The following is a 15446-nucleotide window of genomic DNA, read 5'->3' as shown; positions in this document are numbered from 1 at the left end:
TAACCTTTACTGGACTGTCGCTGTTAATTTAATCTGCCCTGCTTCAGAAATTAATTCCATTTTTTCGATACTTAAACCCATTTGCGCCAATTGGGTTAAAAAATTTGCCAACACAGCATAATTGGCATGACTCGCCACCAGTAGCATCTTGTCACCACTTTGCTGCGAAGCAACCGATAAACCCTGTTGCTGAGCCACACGCTGAATTTTATCGGCTGCACTGAGTTGTGCATCATTGGCAGGTTTCATGGTGACTGCATGACTTTGCATCACCACCACCAAATCTTTAAGATCATTCACCCGTTTTTGCTGTTTTTCGGCTGCGGCATGCATATACCACAACGCAGAACCCACAGCAGCAACGATCACAAAGATTGTGGTAAATACCACCAAAACACGTTCACGTGTATTTAAACGATCTAGATAATCTTGTATCAGTTCAATACGTTGATCGAACCAAGTTGACATTTTTTCCATGGCTTTCATTATTGTATTTTCACCAATCCTACTGCACCTGACGCGCTCGGCTGAATATTACCCAGCTCGACCTTAAAACCCTGCTGATTCAATTGCTGAGTGAGCGCTTGTAAGGTCGCTGCCGAGTTGGCATTCAATTCCATGTTCAACATATTGGCATCAAAACTCACACGATTGGCCACAATTTGATTTTGCATCAACACAGGGCCAACACGACTGAGCAATTGCAGCGCTTGAGTATCTGCATTTTTACTCATGCGTACCTGACTTTCAAACTGGCTTTGAATATTTTGTTCGGTAATACGACTATTTGCACCAAACCAATATTGATATTGTTCTATGGCTTGAACCGCTGTTTGATCTGCTACTTTTTTAAGTTTGCTCCAACGCAGTGCATCATAGCTAAACTGTACAATTAAAATCCCAAGAAATACTGCTGCACAGGCTTTCCAATAACCTGAAACACCCGTGTCTTGCTTGGATTTTGGCAGCATATTGAATGGATGCTGTTTGGCTTTCACTAATGCAGGTACTACATAATGAAAGCTTTCTAATTGTTCTTGTGTTGCAAATGCTTCAATACTTTGCATTTGTTCTGCACTAAAGTTGGTGATTTTATAGTTTCGTTCTGCAGTTTGATAATCTAGATAAAGTGCCAGATCATCAACTGAATAACCTAAAAATTCACTTTCACGTACCAACAAGCGTCCGCAAATATTTCCAATCACCGTTTGCCCTGGTTCAGGTTGCGGCAAAATTAAAAAATCAGGTAACAATGCACTGATTTTAACTGGCAACAAACTTAATACATGCAAATAGGTTTCAATACTATGCTTGGCAACTCCCAGCACGGTTATTTGCTCAGGTGGCTGAAAATGATGAACCACCTGCATCGCATCAATTGGCAATACGGTATATTCTTCTAATAAATACTTCACGCCATCGGTACCCAATTGTTTATATTGAGCTTTAGGCAAAGTTTGTTGCATGATTTGCACATCACGGCTTGGGAAAAACACCACAGCATCTTTTCCTTGAAAAGCCTGCAATGCCTGAATCAAGGCATCAAGACTATCTGCCTCTGTCCAGTATTCCCCATTTGACCATTGCCAAACCCCATTGGCTTCTGGCATCCATAAATACAGCATTATTATCGTTCTACCGTTGAATTATATTTAACTTTATACATTTATTTTATGCGTTTGGAATAAAACTTTTGATTTGGGTTGAAAGCCCCGCAGCAATTACTGCCTGCTCATAAATCCGTGCTTCTGCCAAATGATAGGGATGGAATGATTCTGAAGTCAAAATCTCTGCCATGTGCGCCACTACATTCATGTGACACACCACTGCAATTGACTCATACGGCAATTGTGACAACCATTCCACAGCAACTTTTGCATCATCTTCAGGTTTAATGGTATTGCAGACCACCACAGGCACATCTTTAAAATATTGCTGCAAATGTGCCAAAGTTTCTTGTGCACGCAGTAAAGGACTGACTACAAACACATCGGGCTGAATGATATTTTTTAAATAATCTGCCGTTTCTTGTGCTTGTATATGACCACGCTCAGTCAATGGACGCTGATGATCATTGCCCATAATCGCAGGAGCGGCTTCACCATGACGAACAAGAGTCAGTTGCATAGAATTTCCTTATAGGATGATACACATTAAGTTGTGTCAATTTAACTCAAATTATGCGCTCAGTATAACCTGAGAATATGACAATTCAGTTCACCAAACTGTCATATTCCACGCAAGTTTTTACCTACTGTGGCGCAGTTTTATGGATGTAAAACTAAACTTGATGATGCGGCAAGACAAATTCCACATCACTGCGATGTCCATTTTTCATTAAAGACAGTGCAATATTCATAGGCGGCGCACCTTCAAAAATCACTTCATAAAGCGCACAAGTGATTGGCATATACACATCTAATTCATTCGAGCGCGCCCGCACTTGCACGATGGTATTAATCCCTTCGGCTGTTTGCCCCAATTCTTCTGTGGCTTGTTCCAAAGTTTTGCCTTTGCCCAATGCATAACCCACTTGATAGTTACGACTCAATGGACTGCTACACGTTGCAAATAAGTCACCGACACCAGACAAACCCAAAAAGGTCAATGGATTTGCACCAAGCTTAACCGCAAAACGACTCATTTCTGCCAATGCACGGGTTAAAATCATACTCTTGGTATTTTCACCCACGTTATAAGCGGCTGCCATGCCCATCGCCACAGCATAAATATTTTTCAGCGCACCGCCTAATTCCACACCATTCACATCATCGCTGGCAAAAACACGGAATAACGCACTGTGTAAAGCTTGCTGCACCGCATAACGCACCAATTCAGAATGACTGGCAATAACCGTACCTGCAGGCTGCCCCGCCACAATTTCTTTGGCAAGGTTCGGGCCAGACAATACACCATACGGCACTTCTGGCAATTCTTCACGGATAATATCGCTCATAAAACTAAAGGTTTTGGCTTCAATACCCTTGGTTAAAGACACCACTGCTTGTGCGCTAATAAAAGGTTTAATTTGGCGCAACACATCACGGAAAGAATGACTTGGAATAGCCACTAAAATAATGTCACGGTCACGAACTGCAGTTTCCAAATCTGAAACGGCTCTTAAACCCTGCTCCAACTGAAAATCTGGCAAATAACGTCGATTAATATGCGTTTCATTAATTTCTTTGGCAGTCGCTTCATCACGAATCCAAATCATCGTGTCGCAGCCATTACGCACTGCTGTATTGGCCATTGCTGTACCAAAACTGCCACCACCTAGCACTGTAATGCGTAACGCAGTTTTTCGATCTATTGCAACAGGTTCAACCAAATCGGTAAAATTTAATTCTGACATTATTGTTATATCCTAAAAAATAAAGACTTATGCGTTCCAATAACGAACATAAGCTTGCGTATTCAACTCAGTGCGGGCAGGAATGGCTTTGGCTGCTGTTCCCACATAAATAATGCCTGAAATTAAATCATCTGCATTTAAGTTTAAAGCTTGTTTCAGCAAGTTCGACTCAACGACTGCCCCACTACGCCACATACTGGCAAAGCCCTGCGCCTGCAAAGACAGTAAAAAGTTCTGTACCGCAGCGCCTGTACTTAAAGTCTGCTCAAAACGTGGCACTTTTGAATGATCCTGAAATTGCGTTAACGCCAACACTAAAAGTGGCGCACGAAATGGATGCTGTTTCACTCGCTCCAACTGAACCGCATCGGTTTCGCCCATATCTGCCAAGGCTTGAGAAAGTAACTCACCAAATGCTGCACGTTGCTCGGCAGTAATCACCACAAAGCGCGTAGGTTTTAAACGATGATGATCTGGTGCGGTTAAAGCTGCCTGAAAAGCCATTTCTAGCTGCTCAGTATTTGGTGCAGGTTCAACTAACTGCCCCGTAGACTGACGTTGATGAATATTTTGATGAACGATTTCTACCGCTGTATCCGTCATTGACTTATATAACTATTTCAAAAAGCTCGGTTAAGATTAGCATAAACTCAAAAAATTGCGCTATTTCCGTATGCTTATTTGCAAGATTCTGATTAGGGTCTATATGTCTGCACTTTTAAGATGAACCTGCTCAGCACATCTAAACAATGATGCTTTGACGCATTCATCTATAGTTTAAGAGCATGAAAATACATTATGGATTGGGTTTGATGTGTATAAATGAATGACGAATTATCAACACAGCCTATACAGTGTCTACATCTAAAACCATCCAGATTATGTTCAACTAGATCAAATTGTTATTTTCAATCTCTACACATTTGAATTGAAATATCATCAACAAACAATACGCGCTACAGCGTTTTAGCCCCGAGGTAGATATGAAAAAAATAGTCGCCTTTTCTAGCCTTGCCGTTTTTGCACTTTTAACCGCATGTGCCACCACGCCAAATAATTCTCTTGCCATTCAAAAAGAAAACAACCTATATGAAGTCACAGGTTTAGGTAAAAGTAATATTATTGCCAAAAATAATGCAATTACAGCTGCCAATAAAACCTGTGGTACTCGTGCCGCTCCAGTCTTGGTTGATGAAAAAACATCTTATAACGGCGCACTCAAAGGTGTAGTCGATGAGCAAACGGGACAAATGATTCAGGCGGCAGCAACTGTTTTAGGTACAATTGCGGGACGTAATACTGATATTGCCCGTGATGATGATTATCAAACTGTGCTGACCTTTAGATGTCAGGCAAAGTAAATTATTACAGCACGACATAAGAAGCAAATACAAAAAAGTCGCTCCACTGAGAGCGACTTTTAAACTAAGAACAGCAGGATTTAAACTAAAAAATAGCTTAAATGAGTAATTAGCAATAACCATCTAAACGTGTTAATGGCAATTTTTGACCAATGGCTTTTTCAATTTCTGGTAAATAGAACGCATCATCTTCCGACAAGAAGCTAATACTCACACCACGTGTACCTGCACGACCTGTACGACCAATACGGTGCACATAATCATCTGACTGTTCAGGCAAAGTGAAATTCACCACATGCGAAACACCATCGACATGAATACCACGCCCTGCAACGTCTGTTGCAATCATGATGTTATGTTTGCCATTTTTAAACTGATCCAGCATTTTTAAGCGTTTGTCTTGGGCAATTTCACCTGACAACATCACCACTTTATAGCCATCACGCTTTAAATGATCATAAAGCTTACGCACCTGATCACGCCGATTGGCAAAAATCATGACTTTTTCAATCGGCTCATCACGTAAAATTTCTTCAAGCAATTTGTATTTATCGGTTTTGGCAACCATATATACCCGTTGCTCAACATCGGCATTGGTTTTCTTTTCAGGTTCAATTTCGACTGTAACAGGTTCAAATAACCACTGTTGAGCCAAGTTCAACACATCATAACTAAAAGTTGCCGAGAACATTAACGTCTGACGCTGTTCCTTACGCGGTGAATAACGCACAATACGTTTTACCGATGGAATAAAGCCCATATCCAGCAAGCGGTCTGCTTCATCAATCACTAAAAACTCAATCTGATCTAGCCAAACTTCTTTTTGTTCTACAAAATCAATCAAGCGCCCTGGTGTCGCAACAATAATATCGACAAAGTTTTTATTGAGTTGTGACTTTTGCTTATCAAAATCTACACCACCCAACAAAGTCACCACATTTAAGTCGGTAAATTTGGTTAAGTCTTTTGCATCACTTTCGATTTGCAAAGCCAATTCACGCGTAGGCGCTAAAACCAATGCACGTGGTTCACCACGATAACGCTGCCCTTGAATTGGGTTATTCAATAAATCGTTGATGACACTAATTAAAAAGGCAGCAGTTTTTCCTGTACCTGTTTGCGCACGACCAATGGCATCATGTCCAGCCAAAGTAAATTTTAAAACCTTTTGCTGAATTGGCGTCATTTCCTTGAAACCCAAAGCATCAATAGCCTGTTTCAATTGCGGATGTAAATTTAAGGTTTCAAAACCAGATGACATAAATATGTGCTCGAACTTATACAGACAAAAAACTGACCTATTATAAACAGAAATACAAATAAAAAACGCCCCAATCAGGATTGGAGCGTTTTTTTAGAATAATCGAGTGATTAGTCTAGTGGCTGTACTTCTTCAGCTTGGAAGCCTTTTTGGCCTTTTACTACGCTGAATTCAACACGTTGGCCGTCACGAAGTGAACGGTGGCCGTCACCTTGGATCGCACGGAAGTGAACGAATACATCGTCGCCGCCATTGCGTTGGATAAAGCCAAAGCCTTTAGTGTCGTTGAACCATTTAACTACGCCTTGTTCACGAGCTGTCATAAGTTAATCCTCATTGATTAAAAAGAAGGACCACCCGGTGTTGCAAACAGCAGAGCAAACAAAGTTTAAAAATATTTTTATTTCTAAGCTTGTAATCATTCTGTATAACTATTAACAAAATCCCGGTTACATCCATTTGTAATAGGGCGACAAACAACGATTGTCTATCTAAAATCCTAAATACGCATCGAGCTTAACACGGCTTTATGACAATTAATAGATTTTTTTTGATTTATCTTGTTCAGTTTGAAACGAGTTGAACAAATAGAAAATTTTTATTTCTGTTAAGTGACTTAGCACAATTTTGATCTATAAATTTTATTGCAAATATCTCGCAAAATAAGCCAATTCTCTTGCCCTTATGCGCAGTAAGCCGCGCAATGAATAGCCCCGATGCTTCAGATGAAATTTATTTGGGATTTGTGAGCGAATTTGCTAGTATGATCATTCTGTTTTTTAAGGCGAATTTTTACTTCAATGCTGTGTGATGCTGAACAACCTATCATAGTGATTGATGCCATGGGACAACCTTGTCCTATGCCTTTATTGATGCTGAAACGTGCCCTTAAACATTCAGATTCTGCACGGTTTTTATTGAAGTCATCTGATCCGCACAGCCAGCAAGATGTGGCGCGTTATTGTCAGTTACATCAATATAGCTGTGAAGCAAGTCAGATTTCGGCAACAGAGTTTCATTATGTGATTGATGTTGCCAAGCCAAAAGCATCGTAATAAGCGTATCTGTTTGATTGTTCATTTGTTTTAATGACTTAATATTCGCCGCTTATTGCTATAAAGATTTACATATCTACACCAATTTTACTTATTTAAGTAGAATATTGGCATTAAGATAAAGACATCGGTTATTTTACCTACCTAATCCTATAAGGAGATCTCATGAGTGACAGCAGCAATCAGTTGATGCCCCTGTCATTATCTGCACCAGGGGTAAACCTCGGGGCTTATATTAGTACTGTTAACCAAATTCCTATTTTAACGGCTGAACAAGAAAAAGAGTTAGCCGAGCGTTATTATTACGATCAAGATTTAGACGCGGCCAAAATGTTGGTCATGTCGCATTTACGTTTTGTGGTGCATATTGCACGAAGTTATGCGGGCTATGGTTTACCGCAGGGCGATTTAATTCAGGAAGGCAACTTGGGCTTAATGAAAGCCGTGAAACGCTTTGACCCGAATATGGGCGTGCGTTTGGTGTCATTTGCCGTGCACTGGATTAAAGCTGAAATTCACGAATATGTGATTCGTAACTGGCGTATTGTTAAAATTGCCACCACCAAGGCGCAGCGTAAATTGTTCTTTAATTTGCGTAGCCTCAAAAAATCTAGCAAAAAACTGACGCTCGAAGAAGCACAATCTATTGCCAATGACTTAAATGTGACTGCAGAACAAGTCTTGGAAATGGAAGGTCGTTTAACCGCTTATGATGCGGCTTTTGAAGCACAAGGCGATGATGACGATGAAGGTTCAACTTATGTTGCACCTGCATTGTATTTGGAAGATAACCGTTACGACCCTGCACGTTTAGTCGAAAACGAAGACTACGAAGAACAAAGCACTTCTGCCCTACATGAAGCTATGGAGCAGTTGGATGATCGTTCACGTAATATTTTGCAGCGTCGCTGGTTAGATGATGATAAATCGACCCTGCATGAATTGGCAGCAGAATATAATGTTTCGGCAGAACGTATTCGTCAGCTCGAAAAAAATGCCATGGAAAAAATTAAAGTGGCAATGTCATCAAACTAAACTGACATTCTCCAAATTGATGCAGACACATCGAAAAATAAAATTGGGCAAACTGCCCTTTTTTATTGTCTTTAATTGGTACAGCTACATACAGGCAGGCAAATCTCAGATTTTCCCGCCCCTAAAAATGTGCTAAGGTTAAGCGCAAAATTAAATAGGTCAATTTGCGTATGTGGATTGCAATTTCTGCCCTGAATTTAGCTATAGCAGTCATGCTCGGTGCATTTGGTGCACATGGCTTAAAGGCCCGTGCAACTGAAGCGCAATTGCTTTGGTGGCAAACTGCAACAGATTATTTTTTCTATCATGCCCTTGGACTTTTAGCATTGGGCATATTGGCCAAAGTAATTCCACAACTTCCTATTAAAGCCAGTTTTATTCTGATTCAACTGGGTATTTTATTTTTCTGCGGTTCACTGTATATCATGGCATTGGACATTGTACGCGGTTTGGGCATGATTACCCCAATTGGTGGTGCGCTCATGATTGCTGGTTGGCTGACCTTAGCATGGCAAGCCATGAAATATGCCAAATAAAGCTCAATTGTATTTTGTAATTTTGAAGATGGATTCTCGGTCATGCAAATTTATCTGAATGGCGAAGCACAACAGACCTCTCACACGACCCTGTTACAACTGATTCAGGCATTAGATTTAGAAGGCAAACGTTTTGCTGTGGAGCAAAACGAAAAAATTATTGCCAAAAGTAAACTTGCCGAAACCCCTATTTGCGATCAAGACCGCATTGAAATTATTCATGCCGTTGGTGGCGGCTAAACTCGGAGCACCCATGCAAGATACCTTTAAAATCGGTTCACGTACCTTTAATTCACGTTTATTGGTGGGTACGGGCAAATATAAAGATTTAACCGAAACAGATTTGGCGATTCAAGCCAGTGGCGCAGAAATTGTCACGGTTGCCATTCGTCGTGTAAACATTGGGCAACATCCAGATCAGCCAAACTTACTTTCCGTGATTCCACCAGAAAAATACACCATTTTGCCAAATACAGCAGGATGTTTTGATGCCAACAGTGCCGTGCGCACCTGCATGCTGGCGCGTGAATTGCTAGATGGTCACAACCTTGTCAAACTGGAAGTTTTGGGCGATGAAAAAACCCTTTACCCAAATATCACCGAAACTTTAAAAGCTGCACGCACGCTAATTGACGATGGTTTTGAGATCATGGTCTACACTTCCGATGACCCGATTGTGGCGCAAGAATTGGAAAGTATGGGCTGCGTGGCAATTATGCCATTAGGTAGTTTAATTGGTTCAGGCTTAGGTATTCTTAACCCGCATACCATTTCGATTATTAAAGAAAATGCCAAAGTACCTGTATTGGTAGATGCAGGTGTGGGTACTGCCAGTGATGCTGCGATTGCAATGGAATTAGGTTGCGATGGTGTGCTGATGAATACTGCAATTGCAGCAGCACAAAACCCAGTGCTAATGGCATCTGCGATGCGTAAAGCAGTAGAAGCAGGACGTGAAGCTTATTTGGCAGGACGTATGCCACGTAAGCGTATGGCGAATGCCAGCTCACCTGAAACGGGTTATTTCTTTAAATAATCATTAGGGTCTTTTCCAAGTCCGACAGCACAAATAAAAAGACGTTAAGTGTTAACTCAACGTCTTTTTTTATTATGCGATTTGGGCAAATAAAAGCCGATTAAGGAATCAAGCCTTCATCACGCATAGCAATTTGTACCGACTGACGCGCAGCAACTTTATTACGGATTTCAACCACATGGCTATACGGAGTTAAATCATGCTCAATATAGTTTGACCAATTAGTGATAACAAACAAATACGCATCGGCTGGACCAAAGTTATCATCCACCAAATATTCATGGTCTGATGATGCAATCGCTTGATCAATATAAGTCAACAAACGATCAATTTCTGCATAGGCTTTTTCTTTGGCTTCTGCATCTAAAGGCGCGCCAAAAAATACTGCGTAAGCGTCATGTAATTCAGAGTTTAAATAACCCAACCATTCCAAAACTTTAGCACGACCTAAACCAGATGGCGGAATTAAATCCTGTTTAGGGTCTTGCTGCGCTAAAAATGGCAATAGCGCTACGTTTTCCGTCAAAATTAAACCTGGGTTAATTTCTAAAGCAGGTACATAACCTTTAGGGTTAATTTCATAATAATCGGCACCCTTTTCTGTTTTATGGGTTTTTAAATCTACACGCTCAATATCAAAATCGACATTCACTTCATTTAAAATAATATGTGCTGCCAAAGAGCATGCGCCAGGTGAATAATAAAGCTTCATATTTGATCCTTGTTATATAACTATCTATGTTGTAAATCGCTTGTCACAAACTTGCAAGTGATTGAACCTATAAATTGCAAAAAAGCGTAAATGTCTTAAAAAGCCCTTACGCTTTGACTATCCTGCAAAAGACAGGCTTTTTCAAGTCTGTTTTGCCTGCTTTTTTATCTCTAGATGTTTTAACATACAGCCCTTTAAAGTTTCATGAAATTGAGATTGTGATTAGCCTGAAAAAAGAAGAATGGTTTTCCAATATCCGCACCGATGTTTTGGCAGGTTTAGTGGTGGGTTTGGCATTAATTCCTGAATCAATTGCCTTTGCGGCTATAGCAGGCGTCGATCCGCAAGTCGGCTTATATGCATCGTTCTGTATTGCGGTCACGATTGCTTTTTTTGGTGGGCGTACTGCCATGATTTCTGCCGCGACAGGCGCTATGGCATTACTGATGATTACCCTCGTCAAAGAACATGGTTTGCAATATTTATTGGCTGCAACAGTACTCACAGGGCTGATTCAGGTTGTGGCAGGTTATTTTAAAGTTGCCAAACTGATGCGTTTTGTTTCGCAATCGGTGGTTTATGGCTTTGTAAATGCTTTAGCGATTTTAATTTTTGTGGCGCAACTGCCTGAATTATCGCAAATGGATAGCTTAGGCTATTTATTTGTAGGATTAGGTTTGGCGGTGGTCTATCTGTTTCCATACATTCCTAAAATTGGTAAAAGCATTCCCTCGCCTTTGGTCTGCATTATTATGCTGAGTATGGTTGCCTTATTACTTGGTGCAGATATGCGTACCGTAAGCGATTTGGGACAATTTCCCGACACGCTGCCTATTTTTCTAGTGCCTGACATTCCACTGAATTTTGAAACTTTATTTATTATTTTTCCTTATGCCATGACCTTAGCCACAGTCGGTTTACTCGAAACCATGATGACCACTACGATTGTCAATGAAGCCACAGGCACAGAAGCAGATCGGCATCAGGAATGTCGTGGTCAGGGTTATGCCAATATTGTGAGTGGCTTTATGGGCGGTATGGCAGGCTGTGCCATGATTGGGCAATCTATTATCAACGTCAGTTCTGGGGCGCGTACACGGCTATCTACACTTACAGCAGGCGTATTTTTGCTGTGCTTGGTGGTTTTTCTCAAAGATTGGTTGGCATATATTCCTATAGCAGCCTTGGTTGCGATTATGATTATGGTGTCATTCACGACTTTTAACTGGGATTCCATCCGTAATTTTAAAAAGCATCCGAAACAAAGCAATATAGTCATGTTAGCTGTGGTGATTGTGGTGTTAGCTACCCATAACCTTGCTTTGGGTGTTTTTGTTGGCGTACTGCTTTCTGCTTTATTTTTGGTGAATAAACTGGAAAGTGAAGTTAAAGTCAGCTCATTTTTATTGGGCGAACATACCCGCCAATATGTGATTTCTGGACAAATTTTCTTTGGCAGTTCAGAAAAGTTTTATCAGTTTTTTGATTTTTCAGAAGATATTAGCAATGTCACCATCGACTTAACGCATGCGCATATTTGGGATATTACCTCTGTAAATATGCTGAATAGCGTGGTGAACAAATTTAAAGCCCAACAAATTAAAGTGCATATTATTGGATTGAATGAGGCCAGTCATACCTTAATTGATCAATACAGTACCCATTCGTAATTATTGTATTAAAATACCGTTGATGATGTTAAATGCTGAATCTTAATGATTCGGCATTTTTTATGCTCAAAAGATGCAGATGTATCGCAATCTTGCACGGCGCTGCGAAAAAGAGCGAAAAAATTTGACTTCAATGGCTCAGGACTTAAAATACCGCATTCGAATTTATTAGATTTGCCAAAATTATGTCGAACGATCAATTAGACCAGCACGTTGTCGAGCTGGACAACCTCAACGAGCATCGTGAAATTGTAACGTTCATGCGCCGTTCTTCACCATTGAATACGTCACAACGTAGCGCCTTGGAACAATACGGCGACTTAATTTTGGAATATCCTGTTGGCGATTTACGTCAACATTTTGAACACCCTGAACGCCCGCTTACAGTAGAAATTGGTTTTGGGATGGGGCGTTCTTTGGTACTTATGGCGCAGGCCAATCCTGAACGTAACTTTGTCGGGATTGAAGTCCATATTCCAGGGATTGCACAGTGCGTTTATGAAGCAGGTACAGCAGGTTTAAGCAACTTACGTGTCTTAGATGCCGATGCAATTCAAGTACTGCGTGAAATGCCAGACAATAGCATTGATACGGTGCAGTTATATTTCCCAGACCCATGGCAGAAAAAACGTCACTTCAAACGCCGTTTTGTTGCTCATGAACGCATGGAATTGGTAGAGCAAAAATTAGTGTTAGGTGGTACGTTCCATGCAGCAACCGACTGGGAACCGTATGCAGAATGGATGCTGGATGTATTGGACAACCGTCCACGTTTAGAAAACTTGGCGGGTAAAGGCAATAGCTACCCTCGCCCTGAATGGCGTCCACAAACCAAGTTTGAACGCCGCGGAATTGAAGCAGGTCATAAGATTAATGATTTTATCTTCAAGAAAATTAACTAATTTCTGCTAGAAAAAATGCTTCCACAAGGAAGCATTTTTTATTTGAACTCGTGTTATCGTATCAAATGACTAAGATTGATGCCGCGTTAAAATCTGTTGGCTCATTAGCGCATAAACTTCGGCAAGTGCATGTTGCTGCCCTGCTACCAATAAGTCCTGATGCATTTTTAAAATATTGTGATCACCCCGCATAGCAGGCCCTGTTTGCATTTGACGCGGATCATTCTGGGTCGCTTTATGCGCAGTTTCCAAAATAAGAGGATACAGCAGACTGAAATCTACTTTCTGAGCATCGACCACTTGCTTGGCCATGTCATAACAATAATTACTAAAATTACAGGCAAATACCGCAGCCAAATGCAAACTCAAACGCTGTGCTGAAGTATAGGCATAAACCCTTTTGCTTAGGCTATTTGCCAAAGTCATTAAAAGCTGCTGATCTTCAGCAAATGCAGCTTCTATAAATAAAGGCGTTTCTGACCAATCAATTTCACGCTCTAAACTAAAGGTTTGCAAGGGATAAAATACCCCTGAACGTACATGATGCTGTTGCAATACATCTAATTTAGTACTGCCTGAGGTATGCACAATCAACACATGATTTAAATCACGATGAACTTCCTGAATCACCTGTGCAATGCCCTGATCACTCACTGCAATAATCACTAAATCTAGATCTGAATGAAGTTTTTCTACTTCAGCAATCGCTTCTGCGCCAACCTGCGCAGCCAAATGCTGCGCCTTGTCCAGACTACGGCTATAAATTTGCACAATTTGATGCTGTGCGTTTAAAACATAAGCCAAATGATGTGCAACGCGCCCTGCACCAATCAAACTAATTCGCATAATATTTTCAGATAAAATAAGATGAAATAATCTGCACACAGCATGCCAATAAAAAAAGGACGAAGCAATTCGTCCTGATGTTTTTTGTTTGATATTGAATAGATTTAGAATTGACGCAAAGTTAAAATCTGCTCACTACGTCCAAATGGCCCTTGAGTATCATGCAAAACTGCACTCGTTAAGCCAATACCATCTTCACCATATTGTTGTGTTACTTCCAAGCCTAGCCATTCGCCTTGCGGTAAACGGTGTAAATGCATTTGCAAATCTAAATTTGGAAAACCCCAGCCCGCATTCGGGTCTAAGCGTGGCACTACGCCATTGGCGGTATCCACCATCCCCAATAAACGCACAAAACTGGATGTGTTTTGATTTTCAACCATATCCAATTGGTTTCTTAACCAAACGATGCCCTTACCTGCACGACGATCTAAATGCGCACGGGTTTCAATGCTTTGAATATAGCCGCCCGGCCAACAACGCATGCCATCCCAATCGGGCAAATATTCAGGGTTTTCTATCGGTAAATCTTCCAATCCTGCAATTGCGCGTGTATCTGAGGTTTTCATTTTCCATGCACGCGCCACAATACAGGTTTTTCCTTCAGCACACATTTCCGCTTCAATCAGCTCAATGGTTTTACCCGGTCGAATCATACGGGTGGTGATACTAAATTCACCAAAGGCAATTAAGCCAAAAATATCTAAACCGACCCGACCAATTCGCATATCATCACGCGGCATAAATTGCTCAAGTTCTGCACACAAAATACCCGTTGCAGGTGCCATGTGTTGTTCATGCGGATTCCACGCGCCTTGTGCATGAATGTTGCAACGATAGTGCGCAGTACAGCCACCATCGGCATGTTGTTCACGTTTGAGTAAAGTGTAATATGCTGACATTTTGTCTCTTTCCCTGATCTAACTTTTCTTGTGCGGATACTTTTACTACAAAGATTACTGACTAAATAATGTTATTGATCAACTATTTCTCTGCAAAAAAACCATAATAATTCATAAGTTGACAATATGTTTTACACTGACGAAAACCCACTTGAGTAAGCAATGCTGCCTGCGCATCTGCCGTAATTAAATGAAAATCATCGGCCAGTCGTGCAAGCATTTTTTCCGCTTGAGTCGTAGTTAAACCACAATCCAAAGCCAAATTCTGCATCCAGCGCAGTTCTATATTTTCAGTCTGCTGCATCAGATCATAGCTTAATAAAATCGCTGTAGGTTTTAATGTTTGGTAAATATCTTGAAAAAATAATGTTTTTTCTGCGACTGGCACAAAATGCGCCACCAAAATCGCCAATGCCGCATCAAACTGCAAATTTTCAACCTGCGCTTGTTGGGCAAATTGGTGGGTATCTGCCTGTATAAAACGTACTCGCTCATGCCCTGCCACAGACTGAATGTTTTTTTCTGCCTGCTGTAACATGCTTAAAGATGGGTCGATGGCCGTAAATTGCCACTGTGGATGTTGCTGCAGTAAATACTGCAACTCATAGCCTGTGCCACACCCCACCACTAAAACTTGTGCTGTTTCGGGCAAATGACTACTTAAAATTGCATTGATGTGTTGATGTACCAATTCATATCCGGGAATGAGTTTCCGAATATGACTGTCATAGCCTGCAACCACAGTTGCACTGTGAAAATCTTTTGCCATATCACA

General features: G+C 40.9%; 19 protein-coding genes. 8 read left to right on the top strand and 11 right to left on the bottom strand.

Annotation, left to right across the window (positions count from 1 at the left end):
• Positions 1-6: 6 nt before the first annotated feature.
• From gspM to FTV28_RS02305, 5 genes are all read right to left on the bottom strand, one after another.
• Entirely contained in the window at positions 7-486 is a 480-nt protein-coding gene (gspM, locus tag FTV28_RS02325; RefSeq protein ID WP_096902527.1) for a type II secretion system protein GspM, read from the bottom strand.
• Positions 486-1625, bottom strand: a complete 1140-nt coding sequence (gene gspL, locus FTV28_RS02320; protein ID WP_179989334.1) for a type II secretion system protein GspL — start codon at positions 1623-1625, stop codon at positions 486-488. The genes gspM and gspL overlap by 1 nt, the downstream gene beginning before the upstream one ends.
• A 46-nt stretch (positions 1626-1671) precedes the next feature.
• Entirely contained in the window at positions 1672-2127 is a 456-nt protein-coding gene (locus tag FTV28_RS02315) for a histidine phosphatase family protein (protein ID WP_004971483.1), read from the bottom strand.
• Positions 2128-2281: 154 nt separating this feature from the next.
• Positions 2282-3355, bottom strand: coding sequence for an NAD(P)H-dependent glycerol-3-phosphate dehydrogenase (locus FTV28_RS02310; RefSeq protein WP_179989333.1), 1074 nt, complete (start codon positions 3353-3355; stop codon positions 2282-2284).
• Between the two features lie 27 nt (positions 3356-3382).
• Positions 3383-3958, bottom strand: coding sequence for a nitroreductase (locus tag FTV28_RS02305; RefSeq protein WP_179989332.1), 576 nt, complete (start codon positions 3956-3958; stop codon positions 3383-3385).
• A 380-nt stretch (positions 3959-4338) separates the two neighbouring features.
• On the opposite strand from FTV28_RS02305, the gene FTV28_RS02300 reads away from it, so the two are divergent.
• The gene (locus tag FTV28_RS02300) at positions 4339-4716 is read left to right on the top strand and encodes a hypothetical protein (RefSeq protein ID WP_004971490.1); all 378 of its coding nucleotides are present in this window, start codon (positions 4339-4341) and stop codon (positions 4714-4716) included.
• A 109-nt stretch (positions 4717-4825) separates the two neighbouring features.
• Here FTV28_RS02300 and rhlB read toward each other — a convergent pair whose 3' ends face one another.
• Both rhlB and FTV28_RS02290 read right to left on the bottom strand, forming a co-directional pair.
• A complete protein-coding gene (gene rhlB / locus FTV28_RS02295) occupies positions 4826-5977 on the bottom strand; it encodes an ATP-dependent RNA helicase RhlB (RefSeq protein WP_004971493.1) in 1152 nt (383 codons plus the stop codon).
• A 110-nt stretch (positions 5978-6087) separates the two neighbouring features.
• Positions 6088-6300 (bottom strand): cold-shock protein, encoded by a 213-nt coding sequence (locus tag FTV28_RS02290; RefSeq protein WP_004648643.1) that lies wholly within the window; start codon positions 6298-6300, stop codon positions 6088-6090.
• 477 nt (positions 6301-6777) lie between these two features.
• Between FTV28_RS02290 and FTV28_RS02285 the strand changes: the two genes are divergently transcribed.
• The 5 genes from FTV28_RS02285 to FTV28_RS02265 all read left to right on the top strand — a co-directional run bounded on the left by FTV28_RS02285 (position 6778) and on the right by FTV28_RS02265 (position 9639).
• Complete coding sequence (locus FTV28_RS02285; RefSeq protein ID WP_154320852.1) at positions 6778-7032, top strand: sulfurtransferase TusA family protein; 255 nt, start codon at positions 6778-6780, stop codon at positions 7030-7032.
• Between the two features lie 165 nt (positions 7033-7197).
• Positions 7198-8067 carry an RNA polymerase sigma factor RpoH gene (gene rpoH, locus FTV28_RS02280; RefSeq protein WP_004971496.1) on the top strand — a complete coding sequence of 290 codons (870 nt, stop codon included), beginning with the start codon at positions 7198-7200 and terminating at the stop codon, positions 8065-8067.
• Between the two features lie 170 nt (positions 8068-8237).
• Positions 8238-8603: a DUF423 domain-containing protein gene (locus tag FTV28_RS02275; protein WP_096902534.1), complete on the top strand. Its 366-nt coding sequence runs from the start codon at positions 8238-8240 to the stop codon at positions 8601-8603.
• Positions 8604-8645: 42 nt separating this feature from the next.
• Complete coding sequence (gene thiS / locus FTV28_RS02270; protein ID WP_070156019.1) at positions 8646-8843, top strand: sulfur carrier protein ThiS; 198 nt, start codon at positions 8646-8648, stop codon at positions 8841-8843.
• A gap of 13 nt (positions 8844-8856) precedes the next feature.
• Complete coding sequence (locus FTV28_RS02265; protein ID WP_004971502.1) at positions 8857-9639, top strand: thiazole synthase; 783 nt, start codon at positions 8857-8859, stop codon at positions 9637-9639.
• Positions 9640-9739: 100 nt separating this feature from the next.
• On the opposite strand, the gene FTV28_RS02260 is transcribed toward FTV28_RS02265, so the two are convergent.
• Positions 9740-10351, bottom strand: a complete 612-nt coding sequence (locus FTV28_RS02260) for a glutathione binding-like protein (protein ID WP_096902535.1) — start codon at positions 10349-10351, stop codon at positions 9740-9742.
• Between the two features lie 218 nt (positions 10352-10569).
• On the opposite strand from FTV28_RS02260, the gene FTV28_RS02255 reads away from it, so the two are divergent.
• Positions 10570-12021, top strand: coding sequence for a SulP family inorganic anion transporter (locus FTV28_RS02255; RefSeq protein WP_179989331.1), 1452 nt, complete (start codon positions 10570-10572; stop codon positions 12019-12021).
• 185 nt (positions 12022-12206) lie between these two features.
• Entirely contained in the window at positions 12207-12923 is a 717-nt protein-coding gene (gene trmB, locus FTV28_RS02250; RefSeq protein ID WP_004971514.1) for a tRNA (guanosine(46)-N7)-methyltransferase TrmB, read from the top strand.
• A 69-nt stretch (positions 12924-12992) separates the two neighbouring features.
• On the opposite strand, the gene FTV28_RS02245 is transcribed toward trmB, so the two are convergent.
• The 3 genes from FTV28_RS02245 to FTV28_RS02235 all read right to left on the bottom strand — a co-directional run bounded on the left by FTV28_RS02245 (position 12993) and on the right by FTV28_RS02235 (position 15440).
• A complete protein-coding gene (locus FTV28_RS02245; RefSeq protein WP_179989330.1) occupies positions 12993-13769 on the bottom strand; it encodes a Rossmann-like and DUF2520 domain-containing protein in 777 nt (258 codons plus the stop codon).
• A gap of 104 nt (positions 13770-13873) precedes the next feature.
• Entirely contained in the window at positions 13874-14671 is a 798-nt protein-coding gene (locus FTV28_RS02240) for a thioesterase family protein (RefSeq protein WP_004971519.1), read from the bottom strand.
• A gap of 82 nt (positions 14672-14753) precedes the next feature.
• Positions 14754-15440: a class I SAM-dependent methyltransferase gene (locus FTV28_RS02235; protein ID WP_131261346.1), complete on the bottom strand. Its 687-nt coding sequence runs from the start codon at positions 15438-15440 to the stop codon at positions 14754-14756.
• Positions 15441-15446: the final 6 nt, after the last annotated feature.

It is taken from the genome of Acinetobacter sp. YH12252, from assembly GCF_013417365.1.
GTDB classification, from domain to species: Bacteria; Pseudomonadota; Gammaproteobacteria; order Pseudomonadales; family Moraxellaceae; genus Acinetobacter; species Acinetobacter towneri.
This window is presented reverse-complemented; position numbering and strand designations above follow the sequence as displayed.

Excerpts from the sequence above, each read along its gene's own strand:
- FTV28_RS02290 (WP_004648643.1), bottom strand. The coding sequence starts at position 6,300 with ATGACAGCTCGTGAACAAGGCGTAGTTAAATGGTTCAACGACACTAAA.
- trmB (WP_004971514.1), top strand. The coding sequence starts at position 12,207 with ATGTCGAACGATCAATTAGACCAGCACGTTGTCGAGCTGGACAACCTC.
- FTV28_RS02265 (WP_004971502.1), top strand. The coding sequence starts at position 8,857 with ATGCAAGATACCTTTAAAATCGGTTCACGTACCTTTAATTCACGTTTA.
- FTV28_RS02305 (WP_179989332.1), bottom strand. The coding sequence starts at position 3,958 with ATGACGGATACAGCGGTAGAAATCGTTCATCAAAATATTCATCAACGT.
- FTV28_RS02235 (WP_131261346.1), bottom strand. The coding sequence starts at position 15,440 with ATGGCAAAAGATTTTCACAGTGCAACTGTGGTTGCAGGCTATGACAGT.
- FTV28_RS02300 (WP_004971490.1), top strand. The coding sequence starts at position 4,339 with ATGAAAAAAATAGTCGCCTTTTCTAGCCTTGCCGTTTTTGCACTTTTA.
- gspM (WP_096902527.1), bottom strand. The coding sequence starts at position 486 with ATGAAAGCCATGGAAAAAATGTCAACTTGGTTCGATCAACGTATTGAA.
- rpoH (WP_004971496.1), top strand. The coding sequence starts at position 7,198 with ATGAGTGACAGCAGCAATCAGTTGATGCCCCTGTCATTATCTGCACCA.
- FTV28_RS02315 (WP_004971483.1), bottom strand. The coding sequence starts at position 2,127 with ATGCAACTGACTCTTGTTCGTCATGGTGAAGCCGCTCCTGCGATTATG.
- thiS (WP_070156019.1), top strand. The coding sequence starts at position 8,646 with ATGCAAATTTATCTGAATGGCGAAGCACAACAGACCTCTCACACGACC.
- FTV28_RS02310 (WP_179989333.1), bottom strand. The coding sequence starts at position 3,355 with ATGTCAGAATTAAATTTTACCGATTTGGTTGAACCTGTTGCAATAGAT.
- FTV28_RS02240 (WP_004971519.1), bottom strand. The coding sequence starts at position 14,671 with ATGTCAGCATATTACACTTTACTCAAACGTGAACAACATGCCGATGGT.
- FTV28_RS02260 (WP_096902535.1), bottom strand. The coding sequence starts at position 10,351 with ATGAAGCTTTATTATTCACCTGGCGCATGCTCTTTGGCAGCACATATT.
- FTV28_RS02245 (WP_179989330.1), bottom strand. The coding sequence starts at position 13,769 with ATGCGAATTAGTTTGATTGGTGCAGGGCGCGTTGCACATCATTTGGCT.
- rhlB (WP_004971493.1), bottom strand. The coding sequence starts at position 5,977 with ATGTCATCTGGTTTTGAAACCTTAAATTTACATCCGCAATTGAAACAG.
- gspL (WP_179989334.1), bottom strand. The coding sequence starts at position 1,625 with ATGCTGTATTTATGGATGCCAGAAGCCAATGGGGTTTGGCAATGGTCA.
- FTV28_RS02285 (WP_154320852.1), top strand. The coding sequence starts at position 6,778 with ATGCTGTGTGATGCTGAACAACCTATCATAGTGATTGATGCCATGGGA.
- FTV28_RS02275 (WP_096902534.1), top strand. The coding sequence starts at position 8,238 with ATGTGGATTGCAATTTCTGCCCTGAATTTAGCTATAGCAGTCATGCTC.